Raw genomic sequence first — 15,221 nt, 5'->3', positions numbered from 1 at the left:
GGCGTCAGGGCCGCGGTCAGCACGCGTTCGATCTGTTCACCCGTAAGGGCTAAAACAGCTGAAGGCTTCACGGCCGTCGCGGGCGCGCGGCCTACCTTCGCCAGGGTGAACAGCAGCAATCAGGAAAGCCCCGCCCAGCGCACCGGCGCACACCGGGCGCACGGGCGCACTCCCCCCGCGGGCCCCCCTGAACGTCCCGAGGGCCTCGGAGCAGACCCCGCGGGTGCCGAAGGCTTCGCAGGTCCCGCAGGTGCCGTACGTTCCGGAAGCCCGGAACGGGAACAGCCGACCGCGCCGCCCCCGTTCCGCCACGAGCCGTATCTGGACGGCCTGTTCACCTACTGCCTGTCGGTCCTGTGCGACCACGACGCCGCCACCGACGTCCTCGCCGACGTCCTCGCCGTCGCCGAGCGCCACCCCGGCCGCTGTCCCGACGAGGGCGACCGGCGGGCCTGGCTGTACGCCCTCGCCCGCTGGGCCTGCCTGCGGCGGCTGGCCGAACACCGGCGGACCCGGCTGGGAGCGCATTCCGCCCGGCGCACGCCGGAGCGCAAGGATGCCGAGCACGCGCAGGAGGCGTACCGTTCCGGCACCCTCGACGTGAGCGCGTACCGGCGCACGGAACTGGCCCGGCTCGCCTGGCCCGAGGCCGCCGGGACCACGCCCGCGCAGCGCGAGGCCCTCGAACTCGCCGTCCGCCACCGCCTCGGCCTCCCCGAGCTCGCCGCCGTGCTCGGCACGCCCCCCGCCCTCGCCCGGGAGCTGCTGGCCGGCGCCGCCTGCGAGGTCGAGCGGACCCGCGCCGCCCTCGCCGTCGTCGAGACCGGCGGCTGCCCCTCCGTGTCGCAGCTCACCGGCGACGGCGACGGACAGGTGCTGCTGTCCACCACCCTGCGCGCCGAGCTGGTCCGCCACGTCGACGACTGCCCGCGCTGCCGCCGCGTCGCCGAGCGCGTCGACGCCGCGGCCCCCTGGCCCGGCACCGGCGGCATCGACGCAGCCCTCCCGCTGGTCCCCGCCCCGCGCACCGCCGTCCGCGCGGCCATGGTCCGCTCCGGCGGCCGCCGCGGGCGCCGCCCCGGCCCGCGCTTCGACCGCACCGGCTTCCCGATGGACCCCCGGGACCGCGCGGCCCGCCGCGACCGGCTGCGGGCCCGGGCCGTGACCACCACCGTCGTGGCCACCGTCGTCGCGGCACCCGTCCTGGCGCTGTGGGCGGCGTACCGCGGCGCCCCGGAGACCGGCGAGCCCGTCGGATCGGACGGCACCCGGATCTCCGCGAGCGAGTCCGAGCTCCCGGTCCCGGGCCGGGACGGCCGCCCGCTGCGGGCGTACGACAACGCCGGCAACACCGCGCACACCACCGGCGAGCCCGGCTTCGCCCAGGGCGGCGCCGGCCCGGACGGCTCGGACGTCTCCGTCGAGGTGATCAGCACCGGGGAGTCCACCGCACCCGACGGCCGGCCGGGGAACCCCGGGCGGCTCTCCGTCGCCGCCTCCTCGCACGGGGGCACCACCATGCTCACGCTCACCGCTTCGGGCGGGGCGCCGGTGGACTGGCAGCTGTGGTCCGACGCGCCGTGGCTGAAGGCGAGCCGGTCCGCGGGCACGCTGGATCCAGGGGCCTCGTTCACCGTGTGGATCACCGTCGACACCGCGGCCCAGCCCGTGGGCGCCTGGTCCGCCCGGATCGGGGTGGAGCCGGGCGGCGCGGTGATCTCCATCCAGGGCCGCGGCCGCCCGGCGCCCACGCCCCCGCCGGAGCCCGCGGACCCGACGCCGAGCCCGACGCCGACGCCCACGCCGAAGCCGACGGAGACCCCGGCGCCGACGCCCACGCCCACACCGACGCCGACTCCCACCGCGACGCCCGGCGCGCCAGGAGGAACGGTTGGCCCGTCGGCGGATCCGAGCGGGCCGGGGCCGTCCTGAGGCTCACGGGTGACGGGTGACGGGTGAGGGACGGGTGACGGGTGAGGGACGGGTGACGGGGTGAGGGGATTGCGGCCTTACGGGGAGGCGGGCGCGGCGGGGTCCGCGGGGTGCGGCGCCATCGGCAGCAGCGAGGACAGCCGCGCCTCGCACAGCCGCACGAGCGCCTCGTACCCCTCCTTGCCCATCAGCTCGGTCAGCTCGGCGCGGTACGACACGTACACCGGATCGCCGGCGCCGTGCGCGGACGTCGCCGACGTGCACCACCAGTGCAGGTCGTGGCCGCCCGGACCCCAGCCGCGCCGGTCGTACTCGCCGATCGACACCTGGAGCACGCGGGTGTCGTCGGGCCGGTCGATCCACTCGTAGGTCCGGCGGATCGGCAGCTGCCAGCACACGTCGGGCTTGGTCTCCAGCGGCTCCTGGCCGCTCCGCAGCGCCAGGATGTGCAGCGAGCAGCCCGCCCCGGCGGGGAAGCCGGGCCGGTTGAGGAAGATGCACGCACCGTCCCAGCGGCGGGTCTGCTTCTCCCCGTCGTCGTCGAGCTGCGTCCACCCGGTCTCGCTGCCGACGTCGTGGAACTGCCACAGCTCGGGGGTCAGCCGCGCCACGTGCTCGGCGACCCGCTTCTCGTCGTCCTCGTCCGAGAAGTGCGCGCCGAGGGTGCAGCAGCCGTCGTCGGCCCGGCCGGCCTGGATGCCCTGGCAGCCGCTGCCGAAGATGCACGTCCAGCGGGAGGTCAGCCAGGTCAGGTCGCAGCGGAAGACCTGCTCGGCATCGGCGGGATCGGGGAACTCCACCCAGGCCCGGGGAAAGTCGAGCCCCTTCTCGTCGTCACGAGCGGCGGTGGAGGCCGTGGCGGAAGCCTTGGTGGAGGCCTTGGCCTTCTTCGCCTTGGCGGACTTGTTGGCCTTCTTCGTATTTGGCACAAACCCAAGCCTAAGGGCCCCTTACTCCACCCATACTCCAGCCGCACAGTAGCGTTTCCTCGTATGAGACTCGGTGTCCTTGACGTGGGTTCGAACACGATCCATCTGCTGGTGGTGGACGCGCACCCCGGCGCGCGCCCGCAGCCGGCGCACTCGCACAAGGTGGAATTGCGGCTGGCGGAGCTGCTCGACGAGCGCGGAGCGGTCACCCCGGAGGGCGTCGAACGCCTCGTCTCGGTGATCGGCGAGGCGGCGCAGGCCGCCGAGGACAAGGGCTGCGAGGACGTCCTCCCCTTCGCGACCAGCGCCGTGCGGGAAGCCACGAACGCGGACGAGGTCCTGGCCAGGGTGCTGGCCGAGACCGGAGTCGACCTGCCCATCCTGAGCGGTGAGGACGAGGCGCGGCTGACGTTCCTGGCCGCCCGGCGCTGGTTCGGCTGGTCCGCGGGCAAGCTGCTGGTCCTCGACATCGGCGGCGGCTCGCTGGAGATCGCGTACGGCATCGACGAGGATCCCGACGCGGCCGTCTCGCTGCCGCTGGGCGCGGGCCGCCTCACCACGGGCTGGCTGCAGGGCGACCCGCCGGACCCGGCGGACGTACGGGCCCTGCGCCGGCACGCGCGGGCCCAGATCGCCCGTACGGTCGGGGAGTTCAGCCGCTTCGGGGCGCCGGACCACGTGGTGGCGACGTCGAAGACGTTCCGCCAGCTGGCCCGCATCGCGGGCGCGGCCCGCTCGGCGGACGGCCTGTACGTCCAGCGGGACCTGACCCGCAAGTCCCTGGAGGAGTGGGTCCCGAGGCTGGCGGCGATGACCACGGCCCAGCGCTCCGCCCTCCCGGGCGTCTCCGAGGGCCGCGCGTCCCAGCTCCTGGCGGGAGCGCTGGTCGCGGAGGGCGCGATGGACCTCTTCGGCGTGGACGAACTGGAAATCTGCCCCTGGGCCCTGCGCGAGGGCGTGATCCTCCGCCGCCTGGACCACCTGCCGTCCTGAGGGCGTTGCGGCGACCGGGTTCCGGGTGTCGGCGGGCGGCGTGGTCGGCGTCACGGCCCTTCCCGGCCGTGACCCGTACCCTGTCCCCGTGGCAGAACCCGTTCGGATCCCGACTGCGAAAGTCGCCCTTTCCACCGCCTCCGTCTATCCGGAGTCGACGGCGACCGCCTTCGAGATCGCCGCGCGCCTCGGCTACGACGGCGTCGAGGTGATGGTCTGGACGGATCCGGTCAGCCAGGACGTCGACGCCCTGCGGCGGCTGTCCGACCACCATCAGGTGCCGATCCTGGCCGTGCACGCCCCCTGTCTGCTGATCACGCAGCGCGTGTGGTCCACCGATCCCTGGACCAAGCTCCAGCGGGCGCAGGCCGCCGCCGAGCGGCTGGGGGCCTCCACCGTCGTCGTGCACCCGCCGTTCCGCTGGCAGCGGCAGTACGCGAAGGACTTCGTCACCGGAATCTGGCGGATGGCCGACGAGACCGACGTCCGGTTCGCCGTCGAGAACATGTACCCCTGGCGGTACCGGGACCGCGAGATGCTCGCCTACGCCCCCGAGTGGGACGTGACCAAGGACGACTACCGGCATTTCACCGTCGATCTCTCGCACACCGCCACCGCCCGTACGGACGCCACCGCCATGATCGACCGCATGGGGGACCGGCTGGCGCACGTGCACCTCGCCGACGGGAACGGCTCCGCGAAGGACGAGCACCTCGTCCCCGGCCGCGGCACCCAGCCCTGCGCCGAGCTGCTGGAGCGGCTCGCCCGGGCCTCCTTCGACGGGCACGTCGTCATCGAGGTCAACACCCGCCGCGCGATGTCCTCCGCCGAGCGCGAGGCCGACCTCGCCGAGGCCCTGGCCTTCACCCGCCTGCACCTCGCGACCCGTCCCGCCGGCGCCCCGATCAGGACCCCCCGCCCATGACCGAAGCCGCCAAGCCGCGCCGCGGACCCGGCCGGCCCCGCCACGACGAGGCCGAGGAAGGCCCCGGCACCCAGGAGCGCATCCGGCTCGCCGCCCGCGAGGTGTTCGCCGAGCGCGGGTACGACAAGACGTCCGTACGCGGCGTCGCGAAGGTCGCCGGCGTGGACCCGGCCCTGGTCCACCACTACTTCGGCAGCAAGGACGACCTCTTCGCCGCCGCCATCGAGGTCACGATGGAGCCGGCCCTCGTCGTCCCCGCGATCGTGGGGGAGGGCCCCGAGGGCATCGGGGAGCGCCTGGCCCGCTATTTCCTGGGCATCTGGGAGAACCCGGCCAGCCGGGCCCCGCTCCTCGCCGTCATCCGCTCCGCCCTCACCCACGAGGCCGCGGCCGCGGTGCTGCGCCGGCTGGTCCTGCGCCGGGTCCTGGAGCGGGTCGCGGCCGACCTCGACGTCCCCGACCCCACCTTCCGCGCCGAGCTCGCCGCCTCCCACATGATCGGCATCGCGCTCCTGCGGTACGTGGTCCAGGTGGAGCCCCTGGCCTCCGCGGACCCGGAGGACATCGTCACCCTGGTCGCGCCCACGCTTCAGCGATACCTGACCGAGGAATGAGCCTGTCGTCCCGCCATGCGGACAACCTGTCCGCATCGCGGGCCGGGAGCGTAGCCTCGTAACCGAGCCATATCCACAGTCATGCACAGTCGCGGCGGTCGTGCGAACGCCACCGCACCCATGGGGAGTGAACCCGATGCCCGAGCTGAGGTCCCGCACCGTCACCCACGGCCGCAACATGGCGGGCGCACGCGCCCTTATGCGTGCGTCGGGCGTAGCGAGCGCGGACATCGGGAAGCCGATCATCGCGGTCGCCAACTCCTTCACGGAGTTCGTCCCCGGCCACACGCACCTGGCCCCCGTCGGCCGGATCGTCTCCGACGCCATCCGCGCCGCCGGCGCGATCCCGCGCGAGTTCAACACCATCGCGGTCGACGACGGCATCGCCATGGGCCACGGCGGCATGCTGTACTCCCTGCCCTCCCGCGACCTGATCGCGGACAGCGTGGAGTACATGGTCGAGGCGCACTGCGCCGACGCGCTCATCTGCATCTCCAACTGCGACAAGATCACGCCCGGCATGCTGATGGCCGCCATGCGCCTCAACATCCCCGTCGTGTTCGTCTCCGGCGGCCCGATGGAGGCCGGGCAGGCCGTCCTCGTCGACGGCACCGTCCGCAAGCTCGACCTCATCGACGCCATGGTCGACGCCTCCAACGAGAACGTCTCCGACGAGGACGTGCTGCGGATCGAGGAGAACGCCTGTCCGACCTGCGGGTCGTGCAGCGGCATGTTCACCGCCAACTCGATGAACTGCCTCGCCGAGGCCATCGGGCTCGCGCTCCCCGGCAACGGCTCTGTCCTCGCCACGCACACCGCCCGCCGCGCCCTGTACGAGGACGCCGGCCGGACGGTCGTCGAGATCACCAAGCGGTACTACGAGCAGGACGACCACTCGGTCCTGCCGCGCTCCATCGCCACCCGCCAGGCCTTCGAGAACGCCATGGCCCTCGACATCGCCATGGGCGGATCGACGAACACGATCCTGCACCTGCTCGCCGCCGCGCAGGAGGCGGGCCTGGAGTACGACCTCACCGACATCGACGAGGTGTCGAGGCGGGTCCCGTGCCTGGCCAAGGTCGCGCCGAACGTGGCGCCCGGCGGCACCTACTACATGGAGGACATCCACCGGGCCGGCGGCATCCCCGCCATCCTCGGCGAGCTGCACCGCGGCGGGCTCCTGAACAAGGACGTCACGACGGTCCACTCCGAGAACCTGGAGGACTGGCTGGCGAAGTGGGACGCGCGCAGCGGCACGGCGAGCGAGACGGCCATGGAGCTGTGGCACGCGGCCCCGGGCTGCGTGCGCTCCGCCACCGCCTTCTCGCAGTCCGAGCGCTGGGACACCCTCGACCTGGACGCGGAGGGCGGCTGCATCCGCTCGGTGCAGCACGCGTACTCCAAGGACGGCGGGCTGGCGGTCCTGCGCGGCAACATCGCGGTGGACGGCTGCGTCGTGAAGACCGCGGGCGTCGACGAGTCGATCTGGACCTTCGAGGGCCCGGCGGTCGTCTGCGAATCGCAGGACGAGGCGGTCGACAAGATCCTCCGCAAGGAGATCAAGGCGGGCGACGTCGTCGTCATCCGGTACGAGGGCCCGCGCGGCGGCCCCGGCATGCAGGAGATGCTCTACCCGACGTCGTTCCTGAAGGGGCGCGGGCTCGGCAAGGTCTGCGCGCTCGTCACGGACGGCCGCTTCTCGGGCGGCACCTCGGGCCTGTCCATCGGCCACGCCTCCCCGGAGGCGGCGTCGGGCGGCGACATCGCCGTCGTCGAGGACGGCGACCGCATCCGGATCGACATCCCGAACCGCTCGATCGAGCTGCTGGTGGACGAGGCCACGCTGGCCGCGCGCCACGCGGCCCTCGGCGGGGTCTACGCCCCGAAGAACCGCGAGCGCAAGGTCTCGGCGGCGCTGCGCGCGTACGCGGCGATGGCGACGAGCGCCGACAAGGGCGCGGTCCGCGACGTGTCGAAGCTGGGCGTCTGACCCCTGCCGCCCGGGCCGGACCCCCGGCCCCGCCGGTCCTGCCCGTCCGGCCGGCACCGTACGAGAGCCACCGCGAACCCCGCCGGAACACTCCGGCGGGGTTCGCCGCGTTTCCGTCCCGCGGGGTCCGCCCGAACCCGCCCGGCCCCGCCGGTGGCGAGGCGGCGGCCGGGCGGCGTCACCATCGGGCCGGGTCGGCGGCGCCGACCGCGAAGACCGATCCGTCCGGGGCCGTGGCGTAGACGCGGCCGGCGGCGGGGACCGGGGGCGGCAGGGTGGCCGTGAACCCGGCGCGGCCGTCGCCCGGGCGGGGGCGGGTCTGCCCGACCAGCCGGCCGGTCGCGGCGTCGACCGCCAGCAGCCTCCCGTCCGGCGCCGTCAGGTGGATCCGGCCGTCGGCCGCCACCGGGCGGGACGCCACGGCCAGGCCGGTCTCCAGCCGCCACTGCTCCCGCTCCGCGCCCACCGCGACCAGCGCGCCCGAGACCCCGGCGGCGTAGACGACGCCGTCCGCGCCCACCGCCGCCTCCGCGTCGAACAAGGGCACCGACAGCCGGACCCGCCGCACCGCCTGCGTCGCCGTGTCCACCCGGACCACCGCGCCCGTCTTGCCTTCCGCGTCCGCGTCCAGCAGGTACAGCCCGCCCCGCGCGGCGCCGACCGGACGCAGCCGCCCCGCCGTCCGCAGCTGCCAGCGCACCGCACCGCTCGCGGGATCCACCTCCGCCAGCTGCGAGCTCCCGCCGCCGCCGTCCGGAGTCGACACGTACACCTCCGGGCCGCCACTGCCCCACCACACGGAGCCCACTCCGCCGAGCTGCTTCGTCCACCGCACGGCGCCGCTCGCCGCGTCGAGCGCCGTCACGCTCCCGTTCGGCGGCACGAGCAGCACCTGCCCGCCCGCCGCCACCGCCCGCGCACCGTCCGGCAGTTTCCGCTGCCAGCGCTCGGCGCCCGTACCCGGGTCCAGCGCCTGCAGCGTCCCGCTGCCCGGCGCGGCCACGAGCACCAGCCCGCCCGCGTGCAGCGGCGCGCCGTCCGCCGCCGTCCGCGTCCGCGGGGCGGCCGCCTTCAGCGACCACACCACCGACCCGTCCGCCGGGTCGAGCCGGGCCGCCGCCACTCCCGGCCCCGCGCAGTACAGCGCCGCGGGCTCACCCCAGGAGCACGAGCCGGTCCGGCCGCCCCCGCCCGCCTCGCCCAGCGCGACCGCCCACGGTGCGAACGGCTTCCCCGGAGCCGCGGCCGCCGCCGGATCCGCCTTCGCGCCGGTCCGCTCCGGGGGTCCGGCCCCCGCCCCGAAGTGCAGGTAGCCGCCCACGGCCCCGCCCGCCAGCAGCAGCCCGACCGCCGCGGCCCCCGCCGTCCGCGCCCGGCGCCGCCGCCGGCCGGGGCGCCCGGCCCCGACCGGGATCCGCTCCCGCCGGTGCGTGGCTTCGGCGGCCGGTCCCGCCGCGGGGACCGGGCCCGCCTCGGCGGCCGGCCCCGCCCCGACCGGCTGCCGCGGCTGCGGCACGAACACCTGCGTGTCCTCGGAGGTCGGGTACGCCACCGCCCGCATCTCCGCGATCAGCTCCGCCGCGGTGGGCCGGTCGGCCGGCTCCTTCGCCAGGCACCGGGCCACGAGCGGCACGAGCTGCTCCGGCAGCCCGCTCAGATCGGGTTCGGCATGCACGACCTGGTACGCCACCAGGTAGTGGCTGTCGGAGTCGAACGGTCCGTGCCCGGTCGCCGCGTGGACGAGTACGGCTCCCAGCGCGAACACGTCCGCGGCCGACCCCACCTCCCGCGGCCGCTGGAACTGCTCCGGCGCCATGTACGGCGGAGTCCCGATCAGCTTCCCCGTCTCGGTCCGCAGATCGCTGTCCGCCGGCCGTGAGATGCCGAAGTCGATGACCCGGACCCCGTCCGGGGCCATCAGTACGTTGCTGGGCTTCAGATCCCGGTGGACGACCCCCGCCCGGTGGATGTCCCGCAGCGCCTCCGCCAGCCCCGCGGCGAGCCGGGCCAGCTCGGCGGGGTCCAGCACCCGCTCCCGTACGCGCTCGGCCAGCGTCGGGGCGTCGATGAACAAGGTGGCCATCCACGGCCGTTCGGCATCCGGATCGGCGTCCACGACGGGCGCGGTGAACGCCCCGCTCACCCGCCGCGCGGCGGCGACCTCCTGCCGGAAGCGGGCCCGGAACTCCGGATCCACCGCATGCTCGGCGTGCACGATCTTGACGGCGAGTTTCAGCCCCGAACCGGAGGTGGCCAGATGGACGACGCCCATCCCGCCGGAACCGAGCACCGATTCCAGCCGGTACTGGCCGGCGTACTCCGGAAAACCCACGTAGTCCGCGCGCAGCGAATGCACCGCTCAACCACCCCCGCCGGAGCCTAGTCGATGGGCCGTACGAATCTCCAAGGGTCCTGCTACCCTGCGCGAGTTGCGCACGGCAACACCCGTGGGGGGAGATTTCACATGTCCGTGGAGAACGATTCCAGCCAAGTCCAGAGCCTCGCCGCAGGCTCGGGATTCCAGACGTTTCCGGTTGCTCCGGGCTACCGGGTGAACGTCCGCAGCGGTCCGGGGACGAACTACTCGGTCATCGACACCCTGCCCTACGGCGCGAGCGTCACGATCCGCTGCCAGTGCGACGGCACGACCGTCTCGGGCCCGTACGGCACGACGGACATCTGGGACTGCATCGGCAACGGCCGCTTCGTCTCGGACGCGTACGTGAAGACCGGCAGCGACGGTTACGTGGCCAACAGCTGCGGCTGACCGGCCGCCGAGGCGGGGCCGCCTGCCGTCGTGGCGGGCCGCCCGTCTGCCACGTGAGACACCCCCGGCCGGGTCGCCGCGGAGAGGGATAATCGCCGGTGTGAGCGACGACGACCAGCGAGACCAGACCCCCGCCGACCCGGCCGCGCAGGCCCCCGCGGCGCCTGCGGCCGCCGCCGGTCCGGAGCCCGAGCCGATCCGGTTCTTCGAGACCACCTGGGTGAACCACGACGGCGGCTACGCCCTGCGCCGCGTCGCCGTCGGCGCCGGCTCGCTCATCACCGCCATCGCGGCGGCCGTTCTGCTCCGCCTCTCCTACGAGGGCCTGGAGATCGGCAACGTCGGCCCCTTCCTCAGCATCTCCGTCGTCGTCCTCTTCGCGATCGCCAGCTCCATCGCCTTCGTGAAGACCTGGGACTCCTTCAGCCGCCGCCCCGCCCCGTCCTCCGACGAGGCCGCGCTCAAGGGCCTGAAGACGATCGGTTTCATCGGCTCCCTCATCGCGTACTTCCTGCGCTGCTTCTTCGAAGCCCCCGGTGAGAAGCTGCGCCGCGCCGAGTACGAGCGCGCCACCGCCGAGTTCGCCCGCCGCCGCAGCACCCGTACGGGCAATCCGGCCGCGCGCCGCCCCAAGCGCAAGAAGTAGACCGGCCCGAGCGGCCCTGTTGACGCCCCGGCACCGCCAGGAGCATTATTCATCACATGATGAATAACCAGCAGACGGGTCTCACCGAGCCCGCCTCGCCCGCCGTGCCCGCCGTGCACGCCCGCGGGCTCACCGTCCGCCGCGGCACCGGCCGCACCCCCCGCACCGTCATCGACTCCATCGCCTTCGACGTCCCCCGCGGCCGCATCACCGGCCTCCTCGGACCCTCCGGCTGCGGCAAGTCCACCCTCATGCGCTCCGTCGTCGGCACCCAGGCCCACGTCACCGGCACCCTCGAAGTCCTCGGCCGCCCCGCCGGCCACCCCGAACTCCGCTCCCGCATCGGCTATGTCACCCAGGCCCCCTCGGTCTACAACGACCTCACCGTCCGCCAGAACCTCGACTACTTCGCCGCCGTCCTCACCCCCGGCCGCGCGGCCGCCGACCGCCGCCGCGCCGCCGTCACCCGCGCCATCGCCGACGTGGACCTCACCAGCCGCGCCGGTGCCCTCGCCGGGAACCTCTCCGGCGGCCAGCGCAGCCGCGTCTCCCTCGCCGTCGCGCTCCTCGGCACCCCCGAGCTCCTCGTACTCGACGAGCCCACCGTCGGCCTCGACCCCGTCCTGCGCCGGGACCTGTGGAACCTCTTCCACGACATCGCCGCCACCCGCGGCGCCACGATCCTCGTCTCCTCCCACGTCATGGACGAGGCCGAGCGCTGCCACGAACTGCTCCTCATGCGCGAGGGCCGCATCCTCGCCCAGGACACCCCCGACGCACTGCGCACCCGTACGCACTCCGCCACCGTCGAGGAGGGCTTCCTGCGCCTCGTCGACGAGGCCGACGCCGAAGCGAAGCCCGAGGTCGCCCGATGAGCACCGCCCGCACCGCCGCCACCGCCGCCCGCGTCCTGCGCCAGCTGCGCCACGACCCGCGCTCCATCGCGCTGATGCTCCTGGTCCCCGTACTCATGCTGACGCTGCTGCGCTTCGTCTTCGACGGGAACCCGCGCACGTTCGACAGCATCGGCGCGTCCCTCCTCGGGATCTTCCCGCTCATCACGATGTTCCTGGTGACCTCGATCGCCACCCTGCGCGAGCGCACCTCCGGCACCCTCGAACGCCTCCTCGCCATGCCGCTGGGCAAGGGCGACCTCATCGGCGGCTACGCCCTCGCCTTCGGCGCCGTCGCCGTCGTACAGTCCCTCCTCGCCACCGGCCTCGCCCTCTGGCTCCTCGGCCTCGACGTCGTCGGCTCGCCGTGGCTGCTCCTGCTCGTGGCCCTGCTGGACGCGCTCCTCGGCACCGCCCTCGGGCTGTTCGTGTCCGCCTTCGCCGCGTCCGAGTTCCAGGCCGTCCAGTTCATGCCGGCCGTGATCTTCCCGCAGCTCCTGCTGTGCGGCCTGTTCGCGGCGCGCGACACGATGCAGCCCGTCCTCGAAGGACTCTCGGACGTCCTGCCCATGTCGTACGCCGTCGACGGCATGACCCAGGTCCTCACCCACACGGACATGACGGCCGACTTCGTCCGCGACGCCGTGATCGTCGCCGCCTGCGCCCTGCTCGTCCTCGCCCTCGGCGCGGCCACCCTCCGCCGCCGCACTCCCTGAGCGGGCAGCCCTGCGCGGGCAGCCCTGCGCCGGCAGCCCTGCGCCGGCAGCCCTGCGCGGGCAGCCCTGCGCCGGCAGCCCTGCGCCGGCAGCCCTGCGCCGGCACCACTGCACCGGCACCACTGCACCGGCACCACTGCACCGGCACCTCTACACCGGCACCCCTGACCGCACTGCGGACAGCACCTCGCCGTCCGTCCCACGAGTGAAAGGATGAGGAGGCAAACGCATCACGCGTGAAACGCGTGCGGAAAAGTTCGGCGAGGTGAATCGGGCATGACCCAGACAGTCGCGGTCCTCGGTACCGGCAAGATCGGCGAGGCGCTGCTCAGCGGAATGATCCGCGGCGGCTGGCCCGCCTCCAAACTCCTCGTCACCGCCCGCCGTCCCGAACGGGCCGAAGAGCTCCGCTCGCGCTACGGGGTCGAGGCCGTCGGCAACGCCGAGGCCGCCAAGCGCGCCGACACCCTCATCCTCACCGTCAAGCCGCAGGACATGGGCAAGCTCCTCGAAGAGCTCGCCCCGCACATCCCGGCCGACCGCCTGGTCATCAGCGGCGCCGCCGGCATCCCCACCTCCTTCTTCGAGGAACGGCTCGCCTCCGGCACCCCCGTGGTCCGCGTCATGACGAACACCCCCGCCCTCGTCGACGAGGCCATGTCCGTCATCTCGGCCGGCAGCCACGCCACCGCCGAACACCTCGCGCACACCGAGGAGATCTTCGGCGGCGTCGGCAAGACCCTGCGCGTCCCCGAGTCGCAGCAGGACGCCGCCACCGCCCTCTCCGGCTCCGGCCCCGCCTACTTCTACTTCCTCGTCGAGGCGATGACCGACGCCGGCATCCTCCTCGGGCTGCCCCGCGCCCAGGCGCACGACCTCATCGTGCAGGCCGCCATCGGAGCCGCCGTGATGCTCCGCGACAGCGGCGAGCACCCGGTCAAGCTCCGCGAGGCCGTCACCTCCCCGGCCGGCACCACCATCAACGCGATCGTCGAGCTCGAACGGCACGGCGTGCGCGCCGCCCTGATCGCGGCCCTCGAAGCGGCCCGCGACCGCAGCCGCGAACTCGCCTCCGGCAACAGCTGAGACGGCCGGCCCAAAGGTACGGGCCCCGCGGCGAGCGGGAGCCCGTACCTCTCCCCGGTCAGGGCTCCAGCAGCCCGATGGCCCGGTACGCCCGGTCCACGATCGGCCGCGCCAGGGACCGAGCCCGCCCGGCCCCCTCGCGGAGCACCTTCTCCACCGCCGCCGGGTCGGCCGCGAGCTCGGCATGGCGCTCCTGCACCGGCCGCAGCAGCTCCACCACCGCGTCGGCGACGTCCCGCTTGAGCGCCCCGTACCCGCTGTACTCCTCCGCGAGGGCGGCCGGATCCCCGCCGGTGCAGGCGGCCAGCACGTCCAGCAGGTTCGCGACGCCCGGCCGTGCCTCCCGGTCGTAGACGACCCCGCCGTCCCCGCTGTCGGTCACGGCCCGCATGACCTTCTTACGGATCACTCCGGGCTCGTCCAGCATGAACACGACCCCGGGGCCCGCCCCGCCGGACTTCCCCATCTTCGACGTCGGCTCCTGCAGGTCCATGACCCGCGCGGCCACCTCCGGCAGCGTCGCCTTCGGCACCGTGAACGTCTGCCCGTACCGCTGGTTGAACCGCACCGCCAGATCCCGGGCCAGCTCCACGTGCTGCCGCTGGTCCTCACCGACCGGGACCTCCTCGGTCCCGTAGGCCAGGATGTCGGCGGCCATCAGCACGGGGTACGTCAGCAACGACAGCCGTACGCCCTCCCCGGACGCCTGCGCCCGCGCGGACTTCTCCTTGTACTGGATCATCCGGCGCATCTCGCCGTCGGTGGCGGTGCACTCCAGCACGTACGAGAGCCGGGTGTGCTCGTCGACGTGGCTCTGCATGAACAGGGTGCATTTCTCCGGGTCCAGCCCGGAGGCGAGGAACAGGGTCGCCACCTGCCTGCTGAGCCGGCGGACCCGTGCCGGATCGTGCTCGACGGTCAGTGCGTGGAGGTCCACGACGCAGAACAGCGCTTCGTCCGGATGCTGGTCGGCGGCGACCCACTGCCGGAGGGCCCCCAGGTAGTTCCCCAGCGTCAGGTGCCCGGTCGGCTTGATCCCGCTGAAGATCCTCGTCATGTCCTGTCTCCCTGTTCGTGGCTGGTGTGGGGACCGCCGCGTCGGGCGACCGAGCCACTCCCGGGAGGGGAGAAACAGAAAACGGCCGCCGTAAGCGGCGGCCGTGAGCGCATGCGTGCTCGCGTGGAAGGTCGGCCGCCGTCAGGCGGCCCACCAGCGAAGGCTGGACGTGAGCGCATGCGTAGTCATGGGGGCAAGGCTAGCCCTTCGGGTGGCCCCTGTCCCGGGGTTGACACACCTGGACGAGGTCCGTAAGGTTCTTCGAGTTGTCCGACGTGAGCGCCGACCCCGGTCGGTCCCCGGACAGCCATCCCGCACTACACATTCGAACGAACGACGCACTGTGTCGTCTCGTTTTCATGCGTATTTGCGAATGAGGAATCCGTGTCCGAGGACGCGGCCGCCGATTAGGTTCGGGGGCAAGGAATCCGCTACTGTCTCACTCGCCGCAAGGGCCCAACAGCCCGAGCAGCGAAACCCGCTGACTGGGAGTCAGGCCCGAAAGGATCTGATAGAGTCGGAATCGCCGGAAAGGGAAAACGCGAAAGCGAAGAACCCGGAAAGCAAGCGGAACTGACTCTGATAGAGTCGGAAACGCAAGAACGAAGAACGAAAGCCCGGAGGAAAGCCCGAGAGGGTGAGTACAAAGGAAGCGTCCGTTCCTTGAGAACTC

General features: G+C 73.4%; 13 protein-coding genes. 10 read left to right on the top strand and 3 right to left on the bottom strand.

Annotated features, from left to right (window positions below; all coding sequences use genetic code 11):
- Positions 1-105: 105 nt before the first annotated feature.
- The gene (locus ACFY1T_RS07955; protein ID WP_390787454.1) at positions 106-1,932 is read left to right on the top strand and encodes a hypothetical protein; all 1,827 of its coding nucleotides are present in this window, start codon (positions 106-108) and stop codon (positions 1,930-1,932) included.
- Between the two features lie 77 nt (positions 1,933-2,009).
- On the opposite strand, the gene ACFY1T_RS07950 is transcribed toward ACFY1T_RS07955, so the two are convergent.
- A complete protein-coding gene (locus tag ACFY1T_RS07950) occupies positions 2,010-2,861 on the bottom strand; it encodes a hypothetical protein (protein WP_390787453.1) in 852 nt (283 codons plus the stop codon).
- Between the two features lie 63 nt (positions 2,862-2,924).
- Between ACFY1T_RS07950 and ACFY1T_RS07945 the strand changes: the two genes are divergently transcribed.
- The 4 genes from ACFY1T_RS07945 (at position 2,925) to ilvD (ending at position 7,383) form a co-directional block, all read left to right on the top strand.
- Entirely contained in the window at positions 2,925-3,854 is a 930-nt protein-coding gene (locus ACFY1T_RS07945; RefSeq protein ID WP_030867846.1) for a Ppx/GppA phosphatase family protein, read from the top strand.
- A gap of 88 nt (positions 3,855-3,942) precedes the next feature.
- Positions 3,943-4,779, top strand: a complete 837-nt coding sequence (locus tag ACFY1T_RS07940) for a sugar phosphate isomerase/epimerase family protein (protein ID WP_390787452.1) — start codon at positions 3,943-3,945, stop codon at positions 4,777-4,779.
- Complete coding sequence (locus tag ACFY1T_RS07935; protein WP_390787451.1) at positions 4,776-5,393, top strand: TetR family transcriptional regulator; 618 nt, start codon at positions 4,776-4,778, stop codon at positions 5,391-5,393. Before ACFY1T_RS07940 ends, ACFY1T_RS07935 begins: the two co-directional genes overlap by 4 nt.
- A 136-nt stretch (positions 5,394-5,529) precedes the next feature.
- Positions 5,530-7,383, top strand: coding sequence for a dihydroxy-acid dehydratase (gene ilvD, locus ACFY1T_RS07930; RefSeq protein WP_030867837.1), 1,854 nt, complete (start codon positions 5,530-5,532; stop codon positions 7,381-7,383).
- Positions 7,384-7,561: 178 nt separating this feature from the next.
- On the opposite strand, the gene ACFY1T_RS07925 is transcribed toward ilvD, so the two are convergent.
- Positions 7,562-9,739, bottom strand: a complete 2,178-nt coding sequence (locus ACFY1T_RS07925) for a serine/threonine-protein kinase (RefSeq protein WP_390787450.1) — start codon at positions 9,737-9,739, stop codon at positions 7,562-7,564.
- Positions 9,740-9,847: 108 nt separating this feature from the next.
- Here ACFY1T_RS07925 and ACFY1T_RS07920 point away from each other — a divergent pair, with 108 nt between their 5' ends.
- From ACFY1T_RS07920 to proC, 5 genes are all read left to right on the top strand, one after another.
- The gene (locus tag ACFY1T_RS07920) at positions 9,848-10,150 is read left to right on the top strand and encodes an SH3 domain-containing protein (RefSeq protein WP_030867830.1); all 303 of its coding nucleotides are present in this window, start codon (positions 9,848-9,850) and stop codon (positions 10,148-10,150) included.
- A 100-nt stretch (positions 10,151-10,250) separates the two neighbouring features.
- On the top strand, positions 10,251-10,796 hold the full coding sequence (locus ACFY1T_RS07915; RefSeq protein WP_030867828.1) for a hypothetical protein: 546 nt from the start codon (positions 10,251-10,253) through the stop codon (positions 10,794-10,796).
- A 56-nt stretch (positions 10,797-10,852) separates the two neighbouring features.
- The gene (locus ACFY1T_RS07910; RefSeq protein WP_390787449.1) at positions 10,853-11,671 is read left to right on the top strand and encodes an ABC transporter ATP-binding protein; all 819 of its coding nucleotides are present in this window, start codon (positions 10,853-10,855) and stop codon (positions 11,669-11,671) included.
- A complete protein-coding gene (locus ACFY1T_RS07905; protein WP_390787448.1) occupies positions 11,668-12,405 on the top strand; it encodes an ABC transporter permease in 738 nt (245 codons plus the stop codon). The genes ACFY1T_RS07910 and ACFY1T_RS07905 overlap by 4 nt, the downstream gene beginning before the upstream one ends.
- Positions 12,406-12,681: 276 nt before the next feature.
- Entirely contained in the window at positions 12,682-13,491 is an 810-nt protein-coding gene (gene proC, locus ACFY1T_RS07900) for a pyrroline-5-carboxylate reductase (RefSeq protein ID WP_390787447.1), read from the top strand.
- A gap of 58 nt (positions 13,492-13,549) precedes the next feature.
- Here the strand turns inward: proC and trpS are convergent, their stop codons facing one another.
- Positions 13,550-14,548: a tryptophan--tRNA ligase gene (gene trpS / locus ACFY1T_RS07895; RefSeq protein WP_390787446.1), complete on the bottom strand. Its 999-nt coding sequence runs from the start codon at positions 14,546-14,548 to the stop codon at positions 13,550-13,552.
- Positions 14,549-15,221: the final 673 nt, after the last annotated feature.

It is taken from the genome of Streptomyces sp. NPDC001194 (genome assembly GCF_042896985.1).
Taxonomy (GTDB): Bacteria; Actinomycetota; Actinomycetes; order Streptomycetales; family Streptomycetaceae; genus Streptomyces.
The sequence above is the reverse complement of the archived record's forward strand: the minus strand, read 5'-3'. Positions and strand labels throughout refer to the sequence as shown.

What these genes read in the sequence shown, in the direction of transcription:
- ACFY1T_RS07945 (WP_030867846.1), top strand. Translation starts at nt 2,925, where the DNA reads ATGAGACTCGGTGTCCTTGACGTGGGTTCGAACACGATCCATCTGCTG.
- ACFY1T_RS07935 (WP_390787451.1), top strand. Translation starts at nt 4,776, where the DNA reads ATGACCGAAGCCGCCAAGCCGCGCCGCGGACCCGGCCGGCCCCGCCAC.
- ilvD (WP_030867837.1), top strand. Translation starts at nt 5,530, where the DNA reads ATGCCCGAGCTGAGGTCCCGCACCGTCACCCACGGCCGCAACATGGCG.
- ACFY1T_RS07920 (WP_030867830.1), top strand. Translation starts at nt 9,848, where the DNA reads ATGTCCGTGGAGAACGATTCCAGCCAAGTCCAGAGCCTCGCCGCAGGC.
- ACFY1T_RS07910 (WP_390787449.1), top strand. Translation starts at nt 10,853, where the DNA reads ATGATGAATAACCAGCAGACGGGTCTCACCGAGCCCGCCTCGCCCGCC.
- ACFY1T_RS07905 (WP_390787448.1), top strand. Translation starts at nt 11,668, where the DNA reads ATGAGCACCGCCCGCACCGCCGCCACCGCCGCCCGCGTCCTGCGCCAG.
- proC (WP_390787447.1), top strand. Translation starts at nt 12,682, where the DNA reads ATGACCCAGACAGTCGCGGTCCTCGGTACCGGCAAGATCGGCGAGGCG.
- trpS (WP_390787446.1), bottom strand. Translation starts at nt 14,548, where the DNA reads ATGACGAGGATCTTCAGCGGGATCAAGCCGACCGGGCACCTGACGCTG.